Origin of the sequence: Nonomuraea sp. NPDC047897 (assembly GCF_043204415.1) — a bacterium.
Classification (GTDB): Bacteria; Actinomycetota; Actinomycetes; order Streptosporangiales; family Streptosporangiaceae; genus Nonomuraea.
The window spans coordinates 211,984-230,813 of sequence record NZ_JBIDCC010000004.1 but is presented as its reverse complement, the minus strand read 5'-3'; the positions used below and the strand labels follow the sequence as shown (position 1 = coordinate 230,813).

15 protein-coding genes are annotated in these 18,830 nt (G+C 72.0%); 3 read left to right on the top strand and 12 right to left on the bottom strand.

The features are described from left to right. Window positions 1–97: 97 nt before the first annotated feature. From ACGF0J_RS11025 to ACGF0J_RS11010, 4 genes are read right to left on the bottom strand one after another with little or no spacing between them, the layout of a single operon-like run. Complete coding sequence (locus ACGF0J_RS11025; protein WP_393144357.1) at window positions 98–1,135, bottom strand: ABC transporter substrate-binding protein; 1,038 nt, start codon at window positions 1,133–1,135, stop codon at window positions 98–100. Next, window positions 1,125–3,161 (bottom strand): ABC transporter permease, encoded by a 2,037-nt coding sequence (locus tag ACGF0J_RS11020; protein ID WP_393144355.1) that lies wholly within the window; start codon window positions 3,159–3,161, stop codon window positions 1,125–1,127. Before ACGF0J_RS11020 ends, ACGF0J_RS11025 begins: the two co-directional genes overlap by 11 nt. Further along, window positions 3,161–4,219: a glycine betaine/L-proline ABC transporter ATP-binding protein gene (locus ACGF0J_RS11015; RefSeq protein WP_393144353.1), complete on the bottom strand. Its 1,059-nt coding sequence runs from the start codon at window positions 4,217–4,219 to the stop codon at window positions 3,161–3,163. Before ACGF0J_RS11015 ends, ACGF0J_RS11020 begins: the two co-directional genes overlap by 1 nt. Before the next feature lie 36 nt (window positions 4,220–4,255). Continuing rightward, window positions 4,256–5,728, bottom strand: a complete 1,473-nt coding sequence (locus tag ACGF0J_RS11010; protein WP_393144351.1) for an aldehyde dehydrogenase family protein — start codon at window positions 5,726–5,728, stop codon at window positions 4,256–4,258. A 226-nt stretch (window positions 5,729–5,954) separates the two neighbouring features. On the opposite strand from ACGF0J_RS11010, the gene purU reads away from it, so the two are divergent. Next, complete coding sequence (purU, locus tag ACGF0J_RS11005) at window positions 5,955–6,818, top strand: formyltetrahydrofolate deformylase (protein ID WP_393144349.1); 864 nt, start codon at window positions 5,955–5,957, stop codon at window positions 6,816–6,818. Window positions 6,819–6,883: 65 nt separating this feature from the next. Here purU and betA read toward each other — a convergent pair whose 3' ends face one another. Then, complete coding sequence (betA, locus tag ACGF0J_RS11000) at window positions 6,884–8,521, bottom strand: choline dehydrogenase (RefSeq protein ID WP_393144347.1); 1,638 nt, start codon at window positions 8,519–8,521, stop codon at window positions 6,884–6,886. Between the two features lie 127 nt (window positions 8,522–8,648). On the opposite strand from betA, the gene ACGF0J_RS10995 reads away from it, so the two are divergent. Further along, complete coding sequence (locus ACGF0J_RS10995; RefSeq protein ID WP_393144345.1) at window positions 8,649–9,428, top strand: IclR family transcriptional regulator; 780 nt, start codon at window positions 8,649–8,651, stop codon at window positions 9,426–9,428. Here the strand turns inward: ACGF0J_RS10995 and ACGF0J_RS10990 are convergent. From ACGF0J_RS10990 to ACGF0J_RS10960, 7 genes are all read right to left on the bottom strand, one after another. Then, entirely contained in the window at window positions 9,394–11,649 is a 2,256-nt protein-coding gene (locus tag ACGF0J_RS10990; protein WP_393144343.1) for an FdhF/YdeP family oxidoreductase, read from the bottom strand. The genes ACGF0J_RS10995 and ACGF0J_RS10990 overlap by 35 nt on opposite strands. Then, window positions 11,646–12,761, bottom strand: a complete 1,116-nt coding sequence (locus ACGF0J_RS10985; protein WP_393144341.1) for an aromatic ring-hydroxylating dioxygenase subunit alpha — start codon at window positions 12,759–12,761, stop codon at window positions 11,646–11,648. Before ACGF0J_RS10985 ends, ACGF0J_RS10990 begins: the two co-directional genes overlap by 4 nt. 27 nt (window positions 12,762–12,788) lie before the next feature. Then, window positions 12,789–13,412, bottom strand: a complete 624-nt coding sequence (locus ACGF0J_RS10980) for an MBL fold metallo-hydrolase (protein WP_393144339.1) — start codon at window positions 13,410–13,412, stop codon at window positions 12,789–12,791. After that, complete coding sequence (locus ACGF0J_RS10975; protein WP_393144337.1) at window positions 13,412–14,497, bottom strand: S-(hydroxymethyl)mycothiol dehydrogenase; 1,086 nt, start codon at window positions 14,495–14,497, stop codon at window positions 13,412–13,414. The genes ACGF0J_RS10980 and ACGF0J_RS10975 overlap by 1 nt, the downstream gene beginning before the upstream one ends. 18 nt (window positions 14,498–14,515) lie before the next feature. Beyond that, window positions 14,516–15,703, bottom strand: coding sequence for an NAD(P)/FAD-dependent oxidoreductase (locus ACGF0J_RS10970; RefSeq protein ID WP_393144335.1), 1,188 nt, complete (start codon window positions 15,701–15,703; stop codon window positions 14,516–14,518). Continuing rightward, the gene (locus tag ACGF0J_RS10965; RefSeq protein WP_393144333.1) at window positions 15,700–16,050 is read right to left on the bottom strand and encodes a bifunctional 3-phenylpropionate/cinnamic acid dioxygenase ferredoxin subunit; all 351 of its coding nucleotides are present in this window, start codon (window positions 16,048–16,050) and stop codon (window positions 15,700–15,702) included. Before ACGF0J_RS10965 ends, ACGF0J_RS10970 begins: the two co-directional genes overlap by 4 nt. A gap of 309 nt (window positions 16,051–16,359) precedes the next feature. After that, on the bottom strand, window positions 16,360–16,608 hold the full coding sequence (locus ACGF0J_RS10960) for an SCO4226 family nickel-binding protein (protein ID WP_393144331.1): 249 nt from the start codon (window positions 16,606–16,608) through the stop codon (window positions 16,360–16,362). A gap of 169 nt (window positions 16,609–16,777) precedes the next feature. On the opposite strand from ACGF0J_RS10960, the gene ACGF0J_RS10955 reads away from it, so the two are divergent. Further along, window positions 16,778–18,802: a CehA/McbA family metallohydrolase gene (locus tag ACGF0J_RS10955; protein ID WP_393144329.1), complete on the top strand. Its 2,025-nt coding sequence runs from the start codon at window positions 16,778–16,780 to the stop codon at window positions 18,800–18,802. The last annotated feature ends 28 nt before the right edge of the window (window positions 18,803–18,830 follow it).

Here is an 18,830-nt window from a genome sequence, read left to right as displayed (position 1 = left end):
CCATACGGTTTGCACGGCTCACCGGGAACGGTCCAACAACACGCGCGCGCCCGGCCCGGTCGCAGCTCACGTCGACCGGGCCGGGCGCGGCGCATCCTCATCCGGCGGGCAGCCAGCCCTTCACCTTGTCCGGGTTGTCGGCCACCCACTTCGCGGCCGCCTCCTCCGGCTTCATCTTGTCCTCGGCGATGTACTTGGCCACCAGGTTCTGGTCCTCGTTCGTCCACGTGAAGTTCTTGACCAGCGTGTACGCGGGGCTGCCCGAGTCGGCGAACTTCTTGCTGACGATCTTGTCCAGCTCGTACGGCGGGTAGTCGCAGGCCACCTTCTCCGCGTCGGCGTCGCAGCCCTCGGTCCAGGCCGGCAGGTTCACCTTGACCAGCCGCAGCTCCGACAGGAACCACTGCGGCTCGTAGAAGTAGCCGAGCACCGGTTTCTGCAGCTTCTCCGACTGGCGGAAGGCCGAGATGAGCGCCGTCTCACTGCCGGCGTAGACGACCTTGTAGTCCAGCTTCAGGTTCTTGACCAGGGCCCCGTCGTTGGTGACGAACGACGGGTCGCCGTCGAGGAGCTGCCCCTTGCCGCCGGACTCGGACGTCTTGAACAGGGAGGCGTACTTGTTGAGGTTCTTCCAGTCGGTGATGTCCGGGTACTTCTGCGCCAGCCACGGGGCCACGTACCAGCCGATGACGCCCTTGTTGCCGGTCGGCCCGGCGTTCACCGCGACCTTCTGCTCGTCGATGTACTTCTTCTTCAGGTCGTCGTGGGCCCAGTTCTCCACGATCGCGTCGACCTCGCCGGTGGCGAACCCCTGCCAGGCCACCTCCTCCTTCAGGTCCTTCTTGACCACCTTGCAGCCGAGCTGCTTCTCGGCCACGTGCGCGATGACGGCGGCGTTGGCCTCGTAACCCACCCACGGGTTGATCGCGAGGTTGACGGTGCCGCAACCCCCCGGCCCGCTCGCCGCGCTGCTCGCGCCGGACTGCACCTCGCCCACCTTCGCCCCGCCGCACGCGGTGAGCAGGAGGCCGGCGCCCGTCGCGAGCGCGGCCGCCCGGACCTTTCCGCTCCTGGTAACTGCCACCTGGTCCTCCTGGTTCTCACCGGCCGCCGGCCGGTGTCCGTCATCTGTCATGGGACCCGCCCTGGGATCCGCCCTGGGACCCGCCGTGGAGCGCACCGTGCGCGGCGGCGTCGGCCCGCTCGGTGGCGGCCCTCATGACGCGGTCGAGCACGATGCCGAGCACGACGATGGCCAGCCCGGCGGCCAGCCCCTTGCCGCGCAGCTGGTGCTGGGAGAAGCCGGCCACGACGTCGTAGCCGAGGGCCCCCGCGCCGACCAGGCCGCCGACGACCACCATGGACAGCACATAGATGAGCCCCTGGCTGGCCGCCAGCGTCAGGGCGCTGCGCGCCATCGGGAGCTGCACCTTGGAGATGAGCTGCCAGGTGCTCGCGCCGGCCGAGGTGGCCGCCTCGACGGTGGTGGCCGAGACCCGCCTGATGCCCTCGGCGACCAGCTTGATCGCGATCGGCGCGGCGAACACCACGGCCGCGATGATCGCGGTGAACCGCGTCGGCCCGAACAGGCCGAGGATGGGCACCAGGTAGACGAAGGCCGGCATGGTCTGCCCCGCGTCCAGCACCGGCCGCAGCAGCGTGTCGGCCCGGTCGCTGCGGCCCATCCACACCCCGACGATCACGCCGAGCACCATGACGAGGATCGTCGCGACGAGCGTGGAGGCGAGCGTGACCATGCTGTCCTGCCACAGCCCGAGCAGCACCAGCGCCAGCAGCCCGGCCGTGGTGACCAGCGCCGCCCGCACGCTGCCGACGAGCAGCGCGACCGCCACGGCCACGGCGGCGACCAGCCACCAGGGCGAGCCGGTCAGCAGCGCCTCGAACGGGTTGAGCAGCCCGTTGGTGAGCCCGTTCTTGACCGCGTCGGTGTAGGTGACCAGGCTGTCCTGCACCCACAGGCTCGCGGCGTCGGCCGCGCCGCGCACGGCGAAGCCCAGGTTGGCCTGGGCGGGGAACTCCGCCGCCCACACGTAGGTGTACGACAGGTAGCCGAGCACGGCGGCCACGCCGAGGACGCCCGCGACCTCCAGACGGCGGCCGCGCACGGTGCGCCGCCGGCCGGCCCGGCGCTCCGCCTCGACGCGGCGGCTGGCCGCCGAGGTCGCCCGGTCGAGCACCACGGCCATGACGACGATGGCCAGCCCGGCGTTGAACGCGGTGCCGACGTCGAGCGTCTGCAGCGCCTTCAGCACGGTCTTGCCCAGGCCGGGCGCGTCGATGAGCGCCGCGATGGTGGCCATGGACAGGGCGGCCATGATGGTCTGGTTGACGCCGACGATGATCGTCTGCTTGGCCATCGGCAGCCGGACATGCCGCAGCGCCTGCACCCGGGTGACGCCGAGCGAGGCGCTCGCCTCCAGCGTCTCGGCCGAGACCTGCCTGATGCCGTGCGCGGTGATCCGGATGGCCGGCGGGATCGCGTAGATCATGGTGGCGACCGTCGCGCTGGCCGGGCCGATGAGGAAGAACAGGGTGAGCGGCGCCAGGTAGACGAACGTCGGCATCGTCTGCATGAAGTCCAGCACCGGGGTGACCAGCCGGTGGAAGCGGTCGCTCAGCCCGGCCCACACGCCGAGCGGGATGCCGACGGCCAGCGACAGCGTCACCGCGGTCAGCGTCAGCGCCAAGGTGTCCATGCTCTCCTGCCACAGGCCGAGCACGCCGAACGACAGGAACCCGGCGGCGGTCAGCAGCGCCACCTTCCGGTTGCCGTACAGGAAGGCGACGGCGGTGGCCAGGCCCACCACGCCGAGCCAGCCGAGCACGGGGACCGGCCGGCCGAACGACGGCTGGCTGATCAGAGCCTGGACGAACGTCACGGCCTCGTCGAGGAAGAGCCGGATGTAGTTGACGAAGTACAGGAAGAACGGGTTGCTGTCGCGGCCGGCGTCCACGGCGTCCATGCCGTCGCCGAGCGAGGTGTGCAGCGAGGTCAGCTCCGCCCCGCCGAGTTGCAGCGTGTCGCGGCCGCGCAGCAGCACCCAGCCCAGCACCCACGCCGCGAGCACCGCGAGGACCAAGGGGGCGCGGGCCGGCAGCCGGGCGGCGACCCGCGCGGCGACCACGTTCACGGCCGCCATCAGTGCTGCCCCCCGGCGATGACCTCCAGGATCTCCGCGCTGGTCACCACGCCGAGCAGGCTGTCGCCGTCGGTGACCCGCACCGGCCGGTCGGCGCAGAGCACGGCGTGCACGGCGTCGCGGATCACCACGTCGGGGCCCAGCTCCGGGCCGTCGAGCGGCTCGCCGGCCTGCGGCGGGCGCATGATCCAGCGCAGCGTCAGCACGTGCGAGCGGGGGATGTCGCTGACGAAGTCCCTGACGTAGTCGTCGGCCGGCGCGCCCACCACCTGGTCGGGCGTGCCCACCTGGACCAGCTCGCCGTCACGCATGATGAGGATCCGGTCGCCCAGCTTCAGCGCCTCGGACAGGTCGTGCGTGATGAAGATCATCGTCTTGCCGACCTCGTGGTGCAGGCGGATGACCTCGTTCTGCATCTCGCGCCGGATCAGCGGGTCCAGCGCGGAGAACGGCTCGTCGAACAGCAGCACCTCGGGGTCGGCCGCGAGCGCCCGGGCCAGGCCGACCCGCTGCTGCATGCCGCCGGAGAGCTGGTCGGGATAGGAGTTCTCGAAGCCGGTGAGCCCGACCAGGCCCACCACCTCTCGGGCCCTGGCGTAGCGCTCCCGCTTGGTCACCCCGCGGATCTCCAGGCCGAAGGCGACGTTCTCGAGCACGCAGCGGTGCGGCAGCAGGCCGAAGTGCTGGAAGACCATCGCCATGCGGTGCCTGCGCAGCTCGCGCAGCCTGCGGTCGTCGGCCTTGCGGACGTCCTCGCCGTCCAGCAGCACCTCGCCGGCCGTGGGCTCGATCAGCCGGGTCAGGCAGCGGACCAGCGTCGACTTGCCCGAGCCGGACAGGCCCATGACGACGAACACCTCGCCCCTGCGCACCTCGAAGGAGACGTCGCGGACGGCCGCGACGCAGCCCGTCCGCTCCTTGAGCTCCCGGCGGCTGAGGGTGCTGCCGACGACGCCGTCGGCCTTGGGGCCGAACACCTTCCACAGGTCGCGGACGGCGAGGACGGGCGTGGTGTCGGTGTCGGGTGCACTACGTTCGGCCACTGACGGCACAGTCATGACCACCTCTTGGTCGTCGGCGCGGTCGTCGGAGCGTCAGTTCGCTGGGAACCACCGCTGGGGACGCGGGCGGGTGTTCTGCCACACGTGCTTGATCTCTCGGTACTCGTCCAGCCCGGCCGGCCCCAGCTCGCGGCCGATGCCCGACTGCTTGAAACCGCCCCATTCGGCCTGCGGCACGTAGGGGTGGTAGTCGTTGATCCACACCGTGCCGGCCCGCAGCCGGCCCGCCACGCGCTGCGCCCGGCCGGCGTCCTGGGTCCAGACGGCGCCCGCGAGGCCGTACTCGGTGTCGTTGGCGAGGCGGACGGCCTCGTCCTCGCCGGAGAAGCGTTCCACGGTGAGAACGGGGCCGAACGACTCCTCACGTACTACCCGCATGCCCTGCTTGCACGCGTCCAGCACGGTCGGCGGGTAGAAGAAGCCCTGGTCGAAGCCGGGGCCGGTGAGCCGCTCGCCGCCGCAGCGCAGCACCGCGCCCTCCGCCAGGCCCGCCGCCACGTACTCCTCGACCTTGGCCAGGTGCGCGGCGGAGATGAGCGGCCCGGTGTGCGCCTCGGGGTCGAACGGGCCGCCGGGGCGGATCAGCTCGGCCCGCCGTACCAGCTCGGCCACGAACGCGTCGGCCAGCGGGTCCTCCACGAGCAGCCGCGCGCCGGCCGAGCACACCTGGCCGGAGTGCAGGAACACGGCGGTGAGCGCGAAGTCCACGGCGGTCTCGAAGTCGGCGTCGGCGAAGACGATGTTGGGGTTCTTGCCGCCGAGCTCCAGCGCCACCCGCTTGACCGTGGCCGACGCCGCCGCCATGATCCGCCGGCCGGTCTCCAGGCCGCCGGTGAACGAGACGAGGTCCACGTCGGGGTGCTCGGCGAGCGGCGCGCCGGCGCTCGCCCCCGCTCCCAGCACCAGGTTGGCGACGCCGGCGGGCAGGCCGGCCTCCTCCAGGGCCCGCATGAGCAGGATCGCGGTGCTGGGGGTCAGCTCGCTCGGCTTGAGCACGAACGTGTCGCCGGCCGCGAGCGCCGGGGCCACCTTCCACGTTGCCTGGAGGAGCGGGTAGTTCCACGGGGTGATGAGGCCGCACACGCCGATCGGCTCGTGGACGATCCGGCTGATGGCGTCGTCGCGGCCGGTGTCGACGACGCGGCCCGCGTCGGTGCCGGCAACGCCGGCGAAGTGGCGCAGGCAGGCCACACAGTCGTCGACGTCGTACTCGCTCTCCACGAGCCGCTTGCCGGTGTCGCCGGACTCGGCGCGGGCGAAGCCGTCGCGGTCGCGCTCCAGCAGGTCGGCCACCCGGTGGAGCAGCGCGCCGCGCTCCCGCGCCGGGGTGGCCGGCCAGGGGCCGTGGTCGAACGCGTGCCGGGCGGCCCGGATGGCGGCGACGGTGTCGGTCGCGGTGGCTTCTGCGACCGTGGTCACGACGCTGCCGTCGGCGGGCGAGTGAATGCGGCGCTGCCCACCGTCGGCCGGCTTGGTCCACGTGCCGCCGATGTAGAGATCGGTCATCGGCACACCTCTGATCGTTGCGTATCGCGCAAGACAATGCTTAGTGAGGAACAGGATTGACCGCTTAACTCCACCACGTCAAGAGGTGGCGCACATCACACCCCAAATCGGTGCGAAGTGCGGCCGTCACGCCAGGCGACCGCCCCCTTGACGGGACCGGCCCTCCACGGCCACGCTGTTGCGCATACATCACCACTTTGCGCTATACGCAACACTAGGAGGTGTGATGTCTCCTCGGCCCGATCCCGGACGCGAGTTCGTCCTCACGGTCGCCTGTTCCGACAAGCCGGGCATCGTGTACGCCGTGACCAGCTTCCTGGTGCAGCACGGCGGCAACATGCTGCAGAGCAAGCAGTTCAACGACCGCAGAGGCGGCGGCTTCTTCATGCGCGTGCACTTCGCCGCCCAGCACGGGCTGGAGGAGCTGCGCGCCGGCTTCACCTACGTCGCCGAGTCGTTCCAGATGACCTGGCGGCTCAACGACGCCGCGACGCCCACCCGGGCGCTCATCATGGTGTCGAAGTTCGGTCACTGCCTGAACGACCTGCTGTTCCGCCGCCAGGGCGGCGCGCTCAACATCGAGATCCCGGCGATCGTCTCCAACCACCCCGACCTGGAGCCGCTGGCCGCCTCCTACGGGGTGCCCTACCACCACGTGCCGGTCACCCCCGACACCAAGGCGCAGGCCGAGGCCAGGGTGCTGGAGCTGGTCGCCGAGTACGACGTGGACCTCGTGGTGCTCGCCCGCTACATGCAGGTGCTGTCGGACGACCTGTGCAAGCGGCTCGAAGGGCGGGCCATCAACATCCACCACTCCTTCCTGCCGGGGTTCAAGGGCGCCAAGCCGTACCACCAGGCGCACGAGCGCGGCGTCAAGCTGATCGGCGCGACCGCGCACTACGTGACGGCCGACCTCGACGAGGGGCCGATCATCGAGCAGGACGTCGTCCGGGTGGACCACGAACTCGACCCCGACGACCTGATCACGGCCGGCCGGGACGTCGAGGCGCAGGTGCTGGCCCGCGCCGTGAAGTGGCACAGCGAGCAGCGGGTGCTGCTGAACGGCGACCGGACCGTCGTCTTCCGCTGAACAGCGGAGCGGGAGACACCGCGAGCGGGAGGCGGTGGGGGCGCGGCGGCCCCCACCGCCTCCTTTCACGCGCAGTGCCGGTAGAACGCGGTCGTGTCGGGCGCGAGCGGCGTGTTGCCGAGGATGAGGTCGGCCGCCTTCTCCGCCAGCATCATGACCGGCGCGTAGATGTTGCCGTTGGTGACGTACGGCATGACCGAGGCGTCCACCACGCGCAGCCCGTCCACGCCGTGCACGCGCATCGTGTCGGGGTCCACCACGGACATCTCGTCGACGCCCATCCGGGCCGTGCACGACGGGTGCAGCGCCGTCTCCCCGTCCCTGGCCACCCAGTCGAGGATCTGCTCGTCGGTCTCTACGGCCGGTCCGGGCGACACCTCGCCGGTGCTGTACGCGCCCAGCGCCGGCTGGCCGAGGATGTGCCGGGCCACCCGGACGGCCTCGACCCACTCGCGCCGGTCCTGCTCGGTGGACAGGTAGTTGAAGCGCAGCGCGGGGTGCTCGCGCGGGTCAGTGCTCCTGATCTTGACCGAGCCGCGGGCGTCGGAGTACATCGGCCCGACGTGCACCTGGTAGCCGTGCCCGCCCGCCGGGGCGGAGCCGTCGTAGCGGACGGCGATGGGCAGGAAGTGGAACATCAGGTTCGGGTAGTCGACGTCCTCGTTGCTCCGCACGAAGCCGCCGGCCTCGAAGTGGTTGGTCGCGCCGGGTCCCCGGCGGGCGAACAGCCACTGCGCGCCGATCCACGGGTGGCGCCACTTGCTTAGGTTGGGCTGCATGGAGACGGGCTGCGAGCAGCCGTGCTGGATGTAGACCTCCAGGTGGTCCTGGAGGTTCTCGCCGACGCCCGGCAGGTCATGGACGACGCGGACGCCGAGGGCGCCCAGCTCCGCGGCGTTGCCGACGCCGGAGAGCTGCAGGAGCTGCGGCGAGTTGATGGCGCCGCCGCACAGGATGACCTCCTTGGCCCGCACGGTGCCGCCGTCGTACTCCACTCCGACGGCCCGCGTGCCCTCGAACAGCACGCGCGAGACGAGCGCCCGCGTCCTGACCGTGAGGTTGGGCCGCCTGCGCACGGGGTGCAGGTAGGCGCGGGCGGCGCTGAGCCGGCGGCCCCGCCGGATGTTGCGGTCGAACCTGGCGAAGCCCTCCTGCCGGTAGCCGTTGACGTCGTCGGTGAGCGGGTAGCCGGCCTCCTGGACGGCCTCGAAGAACGCCGCGAACAGCGGGGTCGTCGCGGGGCCGCGCTCCAGGGCCAGCGGCCCGTCGTGGCCCCGGAAGGGGGTCCCGGGGTCGGCCAGGCAGTTCTCCATCCGTTTGAAGTAGGGCAGGCAGTGCGCGTAGTCCCAGCTCTTCATGCCGGGGTCGGCTGCCCAGCGTTCGTAGTCGAGCGGGTTGCCGCGCTGGAAGATCATGCCGTTGATGCTGCTGGAGCCGCCGAGCACCTTGCCACGGGCGTGGTAGACGCGCCGCCCGCGCATGTGCGGCTCCGGCTCGGACTCGTAGCCCCAGTCGTAGAAACGGTTGCCGATGGGAAACGGGAGCGCGGCCGGCATGTGGATGAACACGTCCCACGGATAGTCGGGACGGCCGGCCTCCAGGACCAGCACCTGCGTGTCGGGGTCCGCGGAGAGCCGGTTGGCCAGGGCGCAGCCCGCCGAGCCACCTCCGACGATGACGAAGTCGTACTGCTGTGACGTCATTGTGCCTCGTCTCATCGCACGTTTCACCGAATCGTAGCGCTATACGCACTGCGTTTCACTAGTCGCAACAGGAGATCTTTTCGGCATCTGTGCGCACAAGGTTGCCTCAAGCACTTACAGTTTCGCTATGAGCAACGATTCGGGCAGTGGAGGCGTGCAGTCCGTCGACAGGGCCATCAGCGTGCTGGAGATCCTGTCGCGGCGCGGCGAAGCCGGCGTCAGCGAGGTCGCCGCCGAGATCGACGTGCACAAGTCGACCGCCTTCCGGCTGCTCGGCGCCCTGGAGGCGCGCGGCCTGGTGGAGCAGGCCGAGGACCGCGGCAAGTACCGGCTCGGGTTCGGCATCATCCGGCTCGCCGGAGGCGTCAGCACCCAGATGGACGTCATCGGCCGCGCCCGGCCGGTCTGCCAGCGGCTCGCCGAGGACATCGGCGAGACCGTCAACATCGCCGTGCTCCGCTCCGCCCACGCGGTCAACCTCGACCAGGTACGCGGACCCTCGGCCGTCACCGCGTACAACTGGGTCGGCCAGATCACCCCGCTGCACGCCACCTCCAGCGGCAAGGCGCTGGTCGCCCACCTGGACGAGAGCGAGCGCCGACGGCTGCTGGACCAGGACGAGCTGGAGAGCTTCACCCCCAAGACGATCACCGACCTCGACGCGCTGGAGCTGCAGTTCGCCGAGACCCGCCGCACGGGCTACGCCTACTGCCTGGAGGAGCTGGAGGAAGGGCTGAACGCGATGGCCGCGCCCATCCGCTCCTACCACGGCGAGGTCGTCGCCGCCGTCAGCGCCTCCGGCCCCGCCTACCGCTTCAGCGCCGAACGCATGCACGACCTGGCCCCCCGGCTCGTGCAGGGCGCCGAGGAGATCAGCCGCCGGCTGGGGTACGCGGACCAGGCCTGACCAGCCGGATCACCACGCTCTTCGACGTCGGGGTGTTGGACGTCTCGGCCACCGAGTCGAGCGGCACCAGCACGTTCGTCTCCGGGAAGTAGGCCGCGCAGCAGCCCCGGGCCGTGGGATAGGCGATCACCCGGAAGCCCTCGGCCATCCGCTCCCCGTCCGGCCACTCGCTGACCAGGTCCACCACGTCGCCGTCGGCCAGGCCTCGCTCGGCCAGGTCGTCCGGGTGCACGAACACCACCCTGCGCCCCGCCTTCACCCCCCGGTAGCGGTCGTCGAGGCCGTACACGGTGGTGTTGTACTGGTCGTGGCTGCGGACCGTCTGCAGCAGGAGCCTGCCCGGCGGGACCTCCAGCACCTCCAACTCGTTGACGGTGAAGTTGGCGCGGCCGGTCGCGGTCGGGAAACGGCGCTCGTCACGCGGCGCGTTCGGCAGCGCGAACCCGCCCGGCGCCCGCGCGTTGAAATCCTCGAAGCCGGGGATCACCCGCGCGATCCGGTCCCTGATCGCGCCGTGGTCGCGCTCGAAGTCCGCCCACGGCACGTGCGGGTCGTCGCCGAGGACGGCCCGCGCCAGCCGGCAGACGATGGCCACCTCCGACAGCAGGTGCGGCGACGCCGGCTCCAGCCGGCCCCGCGAGGCGTGCACCAGCCCCATCGAGTCCTCGACCGTCACGTAGCCGCCGGGGTCACGCTCGGTGCGGCCCAGCGTCGGCAGGATCAGCGCCTCCTCGCCGCACACCGCGTGCGACCGGTTGAGCTTCGTGGACACCTGCACGGTCAGCCGGGTACGGCGCAGCGCCGCCTCCGTCACCGCGCTGTCGGGCGTGGCCCGGACGAAGTTGCCGCCCATGCCGAAGAAGACCTTCGCCCGGCCGTCCCGCATGGCCCGGATCGCCTCGACCGTGTCGAGACCATGGCGGCGCGGCGGCTCGAAGCCGAACTCCGCGCCCAGCGCGTCGAGGAAGGCGGCCGACGGCTTCTCGTAGATGCCCATCGTCCGGTCGCCCTGCACGTTGGAGTGGCCGCGCACCGGGCACACCCCCGCCCCCGGCCGGCCCACGTTGCCGCGCAGCAGCAGGAAGTTGACCACCTCGCGGATCGTCGCCACCGAGTTGCGGTGCTGGGTCAGACCCATGGCCCAGCAGACGACCACCGAGCCTGCCGCGCGGACGTCGGCGGCCGTCTCCTCCACCTCGGCCCGGGTCAGGCCGGTCGCGGCGAGCACCCGGTCCCAGTCGAGGCCGCGGATGTGCTCCGCCCACGCCTCGAACCCGTGCGTGTGCTCCGCGACGAACACCCGGTCCGCGCTGTCGAGCAGCAGCGACGACAGCGCCTGGAACAGCGCCAGGTCGCCGTTGAGCCGGATCTGCAGGAACCGGTCGGCGAGTGCCGTGCCGCGCCCCAGGCCGGACACGTGCTGCGGGTTCTTGAAGCGCAGCAGGCCGGCCTCGGGCAGCGGGTTGACGGCGATGATCCGCGCCCCGCCCCGCTTGGCCTTCTCCAGCGCGGTGAGCATGCGGGGATGGTTGGTGCCGGGGTTCTGCCCCACCACGAAGATCAATTCGGCGCGGTGCAGGTCGTCCAGCGACACCGTGCCCTTGCCGATGCCCAGCGTCTCGGTGAGCGCCGAGCCGCTGGACTCGTGGCACATGTTGGAGCAGTCGGGCAGGTTGTTGGTGCCCAACCGGCGCACGAGGAGCTGGTAGGCGAAGGCCGCCTCGTTGGAGGTGCGGCCCGAGGTGTAGAACACCGCCTCGTCGGGGCCGTCGAGCGCGCGCAGCTCCCGGGCGACGATCTCGAACGCCGTCTCCCAGCTCACCGGCACGTAGTGGTCGGACCCGGCCGGCTTGTGCATCGGCTCGGTGAGCCGGCCCTGCCCGCCGAGCCAGTGGTCGCTGCGCACGGCCAGCTCGCCCACCGGGTGCGCCGCGAAGAACTCCGGCGTCACCCGGCGGGTCGTGGCCTCCTCGGCGACGGCCTTCGCGCCGTTCTCGCAGAACTCCGCCGGGCTGCGGTGCGCGCCCTCCGGCCAGGCGCACCCCGGGCAGTCGAAGCCGTCCTTCTGGTTGACCCGCAGCAGCGTCCGGGCGGTGCGGGCGACGCCCATCTCGCGCCGGGCGATCCGCATCGCGTTGCCCACCGCGGGCAGCCCGCCCGCCCAGTCCTTCGGCCGGCCGACCCGCAGCCCCGCGTCCTCGTCGTCGCCCGTCACGCTCACCCGATCCGTTCCTGGACCCACTCGTGGAAGGCGCCGATGTGGTGCTCGCTCGGCACCAGCACGCCGCCGTCACGGTAGGTGCGCGAGCTCATCGCCGGCTGGCAGCGCTCGCACGCCTCGAAGTCCTGCTCGTTGACCCGGTGGAACAGCTCCACCGACTTGTCCAGATCCTTGCCGCTCGCCACCACGTCGGGCAAGTAGAGCCAGTCGCACTCGACGACCGTGCGGTCGACGGCGAGAGGGAACATGCGGTGCAGGATAACGTGGTCGGGGACGAGGTTGATGAACACCTGCGGCTTGATCGTGATGGCGTAGTAGCGCCGGTCCTGCTCCTCGCTCACCCCCGGGATGCGGTCGAGCCCGGCCGAGCCGTCCACCGTGAACCCCTCGACCTCCTCGCCGAACTCCGCGCCGTGGCCGACGAAGTACTGCGCCGCGTAGCCGTCGGCGAACTCCGGCAGCACCTCGGTCAGCTCGGGGTGGATGGTGGCGCAGTGGTAGCACTCCATGAAGTTCTCGACGATGAGCTTCCAGTTGGCCCGGACGTCGTAGACGATGCGCCGGCCCACCTCCAGGTTGGGCACGTCGTAGTTGTCGATCAGCTCCACCGTGCCGAGCCGTTCGGCGACCGCGCCCTGCACGTCCTGCTCGAACGACGGCGGCTCGTCGGCCAGGCACACCCACACGTAGCCGAGCCACTCGCGCACGTGCACCTTGACCAGGCCGTACCCGACCCGGTCGAGGTCGGCCATTTTGGTCAGGTTGGGCGCCGCGACCAGCTTGCCGTCGAGGTCGTACGTCCACGCGTGGTACGGGCACTGGAAGGCCCGCTTGACCTCGCCCGACTCCTCCGTGCACAGGGTGGCGCCGCGGTGCCGGCACACGTTGAAGAACGCGCGCGCCGACCCGTCGCGGGCCCTGGTGACCAGGATGCTCTCCGCGCCGACCTGGACCGTGCGGAACGAGCCCGGCCTCGGCAGGTCCGACGAGCGGACCGCGCAGAACCACATCGCCTCGAAGACGTTCTTCTGCTCCAGGGCGAACAGGTCCGGATCGGTGTAGTAGCGGCCCGGCAGGGTGGGGATGACACTGGAGCTCGTGGTGGTGGTCACGGGACTACTCCTTCGTGAGGGGCCGGGTCAGTGTCCGCGGCGGATCCAGTCCTCTAGGTGCGGAGCCTCGGCTCCGATGCCGGTGTCGTCGCCGTGCCCGGTGTGCACCACCGTCTCGGCGGGCAGCGTGAGCAGGCGCCGGCTGATCGACGCGATGATCGTGGGGAAGTCGCTGTGGGACCTGCCCGTGGCGCCCGGCCCGCCCCGGAAGAGGGTGTCGCCGGAGAAGAGCACACCCAGTTCGGGCACGTACAGGCAGACGGCGCCCGGCGCGTGGCCGGGCGTGTGCAGCACCTGCACGGCCGTGCCGCCGACCCGCAGGACCTGGCCGTCCGCCAGCTCCCCGCCGGGGACGGCGGAGGGGTGCGCCAGCTTCCACAGCACCTCGTCGGCCGGGTGCAGCAGCACGGGCGCGCCGGTGCGGGCGGCCAGGCCGGGCGCGGCGTTCACGTGGTCGTCGTGCGCGTGCGTGCACGCGATGCCGACGACCCGGCGCCCCGCCACGGCGTCCTCGATCCGCTCGGCGTCGTGCGCGGCGTCGATGACCAGCACCTCGTCGTCGTCGCCGAGCAGCCAGACGTTGTTGTCCACCTCCCACGTCCCGCCGTCCAGGCTGAACGTCCCCGAGGTGACGACCTTGTCGACCTCCATCAGAGCACCACCACCGACCGCAGCACCTCGCCGCGGTGCATCCTGGCGAACGCCTCCTCGACGTCGTCCAGGCTGATCGTCTCGGTGACGAACGCGTCGAGGTCGAGCCGGCCCTGCAGGTAGAGCGAGACGAGCATGGGAAAGTCGCGGCTCGGCAGGCAGTCGCCGTACCAGGACGACTTCAGCGCGCCGCCCCGGCCGAACACGTCGAGCAGCGGCAGCTCCAGCGTCATCTCCGGCGTCGGCACGCCGACCAGCACGACCGTGCCCGCCAGGTCGCGGGCGTAGAACGCCTGCCGGTACGTCTCCGGCCGGCCCACCGCCTCGATGACCACGTCCGCGCCGAACCCGCCGGTGAGCTCCCGGATCGCCTCCACCGGGTCGCTCTCGCGGGAGTTCACCGTGTGCGTCGCGCCGAAGCCGCGCGCCCACTCCAGCTTCCGGTCGTCCACGTCCACCGCGATGATCGTGGTCGCGCCGGCCAGCCGCGCCCCGGCGACCGCGGCGTCGCCGACGCCGCCGCAGCCGATCACCGCGACCGAGTCGCCGCGGCCGACCGCGCCGGTGTTGACGGCCGCGCCCAGCCCGGCCATCACCCCGCAGCCGAGCAGCCCGACGGCGGCCGGTGCGGCCGCCGGGTCCACCTTGGTGCACTGGCCCGCCGCCACCAGCGTCTTCTCGGCGAACGCGCCGATGCCCAGCGCGGGGCTGAGCGGCGTGCCGTCCGCGAGCGTCATCTTCTGCGTGGCGTTGTGGGTGGCGAAACAGTACTGCGGGCGGCCCCGCAGGCAGGCGCGGCAGGACCCGCACACCGCCCGCCAGTTGAGCACCACGAAGTCGCCCGGCCCGACCTCGGTGACGTCCGGGCCGACCGCCTCGACCACCCCGGCGGCCTCGTGGCCGAGCAGGAACGGGAAGTCGTCGCCGATGCCGCCCTCGCGGTAGTGCAGGTCGGTGTGGCAGACGCCGCACGCCTGGACCTTGACCAGCGCCTCGCCCGGCCCCGGATCCGGCACCAGGACCGTCTCCAGACCGACCGGCTTGCCCTTGCCCGTGGCGACGACGCCGCGTACTTCATGAACCATGCGGTTTCACTCCTGTCTTCAGCCGGTGTGGGCCGGCGCGGTCTCCAGGTGGCGGCGCCAGCGGGTGAACAGCCGGACCTGGTTGACGCCCAGCACCGCCACGGGCCGCTCGCCCTGCCGGTAGACGGCCAGGAAGCTGTGGGCCGCGGGGTCGCCCTCCTCCACGGTGACCGTGTCGGCGTCCCCCGCGTGCCCGATGAACTGCAGCTTCACGTCGTACTGGTCGGACCAGAAGTACGGCGGGCGGGGCGGCTCCGGGCGGGCGGTGCCGCCGGACAGCAGCGTGGCGGCGGCGACCGTGGCCCGCTGCCGGGCGCCGGTCCAGTGCTCGACGCGGTGATGGCGGCCGAGGACCGGGTCGTACCAGGCGGCGCAGTCGCCGACGGCGACGATCCCGGGCGCGCTGGTGCCGCCGCCCTCGTCGCACAGCACTCCGCCGCACAGCACTCCGTCGCCCAGGGCGACGCCGCTACCGGCCAGCCAGCCGGTGCAGGGGGTCGCGCCGATGCCGGCGACGACGACGTCCGCGGGCAGGTGGGCGCCGCCTGTCAGCCGTACGCCGTCGGCCCTGCCGACGCCGGTCACCTCGGTCACCTGCGCGCCGGTGATCAGCCGGACGCCGCGCCCCTCGTGCAGGCCGGCCAGCGTGCGGGCCATCTCGGCGCCGAGCACACCGGCCAGCGGCGCCGGCCCGGACTCGACGAGCGTGACGTCCCGGCCCAGCTCGCGGGCGGTGGCGGCGACCTCGGCGCCGATGAAGCCGCCGCCGATGACGACGAGCCTCCTGGCGTGCTCCAGGTCGGCGCGGAGCGCGCGGGCGTCGTCGAGCGTGCGCAGCGTGTGCACGCCCGCCAGCCCGCCGGTGCCCGGCAGGCGGCGGGCGGCGGCGCCCGTGGCGATGACGATGCCGTCGGCGGCCAGCGTGGTGCCGTCGGCCAGCGTGATCCGCCGGGCGGGCGCGTCCAGCCCGGTGGCGGCGACGCCGAGGCGCCACTCGATGTCCGGCTCCTCGCCCTCGGCCTCCAGCGCCAGGTCGGCCTCGCCGATCACGCCCTTGAGGAAGTCCTTGGACAGGGGCGGCCGGTCGTAGGGCCGGTGCGGCTCCTCCCCGACGACGACGATCCGCCCCGCGAAGCCCTGGTTGCGCAGGGCGCGCGCGGTGAGCAGGCCGGCCAGGGAGGCGCCGACCACGCAGACGGTCCTCACGCCTGCCCCTTCAGGGTGACGCCGGGCGGCAGGTTCGGCGGCGCGTCCGACGGGACGACGTAGACGACCTCGTCCTCGACGACAACCCGGTGCGTGCGGACGGGCCGCTTGGCGGGCGGCGCGTCCACCTGCCCGGTGCGCAGGTCGAACCGGGAGGCGTGCAGCGGGCACTCGACCTCGCAGCCCTCTAGCCATCCGTCCGCCAGGGAGGCGTCCTGGTGGGTGCAGGTGTCGTCGATGGCGTAGAGGTCGCCGTCGTCGGTGTGGAAGACGGCGATGGGCGGATCGACGTCGAGACGGAGAGCCTCGCCGCGTGGCAGGGACGCGAGAGGGCACGCTGGGATCATCGTCACACCCCGGTTTCACAAAGAGCAACGTCTAGCGCTATACGCAACAGACTGAGGGTGAGGGGTGCGGATGTCAAGACTGGTTTGGGGCGACTTGGGGTGATTATTCGCCGTACGCCGCCTACGCCCGCGAAAGCGAGGTCGCGAGCATCGCAGGGCCGGGCAGCCCTACGGCGCACCGCCCGGCACCACGACACTCGCGACGCGGACAGACCCACGGCGAACCACCCGGCGGCACGCGGGCGATCGCCGGTCCCCCGATCCGCCGATCCGCCGATCCCCCGATCCGCCGGTCAGGCGGTCAGGCGGTCAGGCGGTGAACGCGACGGGATGGATCTCGTCGGCCGGATGGCCGGCCCGCTCGTGGATCCGTTTGACCGCCTCGGCGCTCGGCGCCTCCGACAGGCAGTAGACGACGCCGCCCTCCGGATCGGCCCAGGCCCGCTCGAAGGTCACACCCTCCTCCGCCTGGATCGCGAGATCGGCGTTGTGCGCCTCGTGGAGCTGTTCGGCGGTGATGCCCACCATGCCGCGGTGAACGTCCATGAACATGGCCATGGCTGCCTCCTAGGGCCAGTGACCATCTCAGCGTATTCCGGCAGCAGGCGCACAATCCCCCAACTCACCCCAAAAGCGGCAGGACATCACCTCTCAGCCGACCGATTTTGCGGACACCTCTCCGAATTCGTGTCACTCTGGCGACATGTCCGACATCAGGGAGTGACGCATGTGCGATGATCCGCTGCTTCCCGAGCCCGTGGCCCGCGCCGTCACCGAGTACCTCGACCTGCGCGACAGACACGGGACCACCTGGGGCGAGGCGCCGCTGAGCTACGTCGTCCAGGCCCGCGGGACCGTCTTCCTCGACCGCCGCTACGACTACTGGAACACCGGCATGCGGCAGCTCGCCGAACGCCACCCCGACGCGTCCCCGGCCGAGCTGGACGACCGCATGGGGGAGGTGGACGTCGACCGGCTGATCCGCGACGCGCTGGGCGGCGACGTGCTCGGCCACCTGCCGGCGTTGCGGCTCACCCCCGAGGGCGTGACGCTGGAGGCCCGCCCCCGGGTCGTGCTCGGCGACGCGCCGTTCCGTACGGCGTTGCTGCTCGACTCCAGCCGCGCCGAGCCGGTCACGGTGACCGTGGACGGCGCCGCGCACCAGATCGGGCCGCACGGCGCCAAGGTGGTCGAGGTGGCACATGAGGTCCTGGTCGGCGGGCGGCCGGTGGACCTGACGCCGCTGGCCAGGCGGGCGCCGGCGGCCACGCTGCGGTTGCGGGCCGGGCTCCCCTGCCGGTGGAGCGTGACCGGCGCCGACGGGCAGGGCTGGTACCCCGAGGCGGCCCCGCCCAAGGTGGACGGGCACCTGCGGCCGTACTTCCACGGCGACGACGTCGTCGTCGCGGTGCCCGCCGAGCCGGTCACCGTGACCGTCACCCGCGGCATGGAGTACACCGAGTCCGACCTCTCGCTCACCCCCGCCGCGGGCGAGGAGACGCTGGTCGAGCTGACGCCGGAACGGCTGTACGACGCCGCGTCGCACGGCTGGTACGGCGGCGACCTGCACGTCCACCTCAACTGGATGGGCGAGGAACCCGCCGCTCCCCCGCTGGCCGCCGCCGCCCAGCACGGCGAGGACCTGCACGTGCTCGGCCTCGTTGCGGGCAACGTGGCGACCGAGCGCGTCTACGACCTGGAGGCGCTCACCCACTGGGCGGGCCGCGACCTGCCCTGGTCCGACAGCGAGCACGTGGCCAGGATCGGGGTCGAGTACCGCAACGACCTCGTCGGGCACGTCTCCGCGTTCGGGCTGCGCGGCCTGCCGGAGCGCTACCACTCCGGTTTCGCCGGCGACGCCGACTGGCCGCCGAACGCGACCGCGCTGGAGGAGCTGCGCGCCCTCGGCGCGATGACCGGCTACGGCCACCCGTTCCACCGGCCGATCACCGACGACGACCCGCCCGACGCCGTACTCAGCCGTGGCCGCAACTGCTCGGCACGGGAGATCGTCGCCGACGCGGCACTCGGCCTGATCGACACCCTCGACGTGCTGAACCACTCGTCGATCCTCGGGACGGCGGCCGTCTACCGCCACCTGATCGGGGCCGGCAACCGGCTCGCCGTCACTGCCGGCACCGACGCCGTCCTGTCCTTCTGCCGGCGCGGCACCGCCTCCGCGCCGCCCGGCTGGGCCCGGGTGTACGCGCACGTCGGCGGGCCGCTCACCGCCGAGTCGTACATGGAGGCGGTCCTGCTCGGCCGCACGTTCGCGACCACCGGGCCGTGGCTGCAGCTCACCGTGAACGGCCACGAGCCCGGCGACACGCTGAACCTCGCGCCCGGAGACCGGGTGGAGGTCGAGGTCCGGTCGGTAGGGCCGGAAGTGGAACGGCTGGAGATCCGCACCGCCGACGGCGTGCTGGCCGAGGGACCGCCCGGACGGCTCACGGCGACGCTCGGTGCGCGCGAGCCCACGTACGTGGTCGCCGTCGCCTCCGGCGGCCCGCACCCGCGCGCCCAGCACCGGGGCGGCGCGTACGCGCACACCAGCCCCGTCTACCTGGACGTGGCGGGCGGGCACGTGGCGAGGGAGGCGGACGTGCGCTGGTGCCTGAGCTGGCTCGACCGGCTGGAGGAGGTGGTCGCGGAGGCCGGCCGGTTCGAGGCCAAGGAACAGTACGCCGACCACCTGACCCTGTACGAGCGGGCCAGGCAGGTGTACCGGTCACGGCTCCCGGTGCGAGACTGAAGAGGACAAGGGGGTCGACATGATGAGG

Coding starts and splice junctions, on each gene's coding strand:
- ACGF0J_RS11025 (WP_393144357.1), bottom strand. CDS start 1,135: ATGACAGATGACGGACACCGGCCGGCGGCCGGTGAGAACCAGGAGGAC.
- ACGF0J_RS11020 (WP_393144355.1), bottom strand. CDS start 3,161: ATGGCGGCCGTGAACGTGGTCGCCGCGCGGGTCGCCGCCCGGCTGCCG.
- ACGF0J_RS11015 (WP_393144353.1), bottom strand. CDS start 4,219: ATGACTGTGCCGTCAGTGGCCGAACGTAGTGCACCCGACACCGACACC.
- ACGF0J_RS11010 (WP_393144351.1), bottom strand. CDS start 5,728: ATGACCGATCTCTACATCGGCGGCACGTGGACCAAGCCGGCCGACGGT.
- purU (WP_393144349.1), top strand. CDS start 5,955: ATGTCTCCTCGGCCCGATCCCGGACGCGAGTTCGTCCTCACGGTCGCC.
- betA (WP_393144347.1), bottom strand. CDS start 8,521: ATGACGTCACAGCAGTACGACTTCGTCATCGTCGGAGGTGGCTCGGCG.
- ACGF0J_RS10995 (WP_393144345.1), top strand. CDS start 8,649: ATGAGCAACGATTCGGGCAGTGGAGGCGTGCAGTCCGTCGACAGGGCC.
- ACGF0J_RS10980 (WP_393144339.1), bottom strand. CDS start 13,412: ATGGAGGTCGACAAGGTCGTCACCTCGGGGACGTTCAGCCTGGACGGC.
- ACGF0J_RS10975 (WP_393144337.1), bottom strand. CDS start 14,497: ATGGTTCATGAAGTACGCGGCGTCGTCGCCACGGGCAAGGGCAAGCCG.
- ACGF0J_RS10965 (WP_393144333.1), bottom strand. CDS start 16,050: ATGATCCCAGCGTGCCCTCTCGCGTCCCTGCCACGCGGCGAGGCTCTC.
- ACGF0J_RS10960 (WP_393144331.1), bottom strand. CDS start 16,608: ATGGCCATGTTCATGGACGTTCACCGCGGCATGGTGGGCATCACCGCC.
- ACGF0J_RS10955 (WP_393144329.1), top strand. CDS start 16,778: ATGTGCGATGATCCGCTGCTTCCCGAGCCCGTGGCCCGCGCCGTCACC.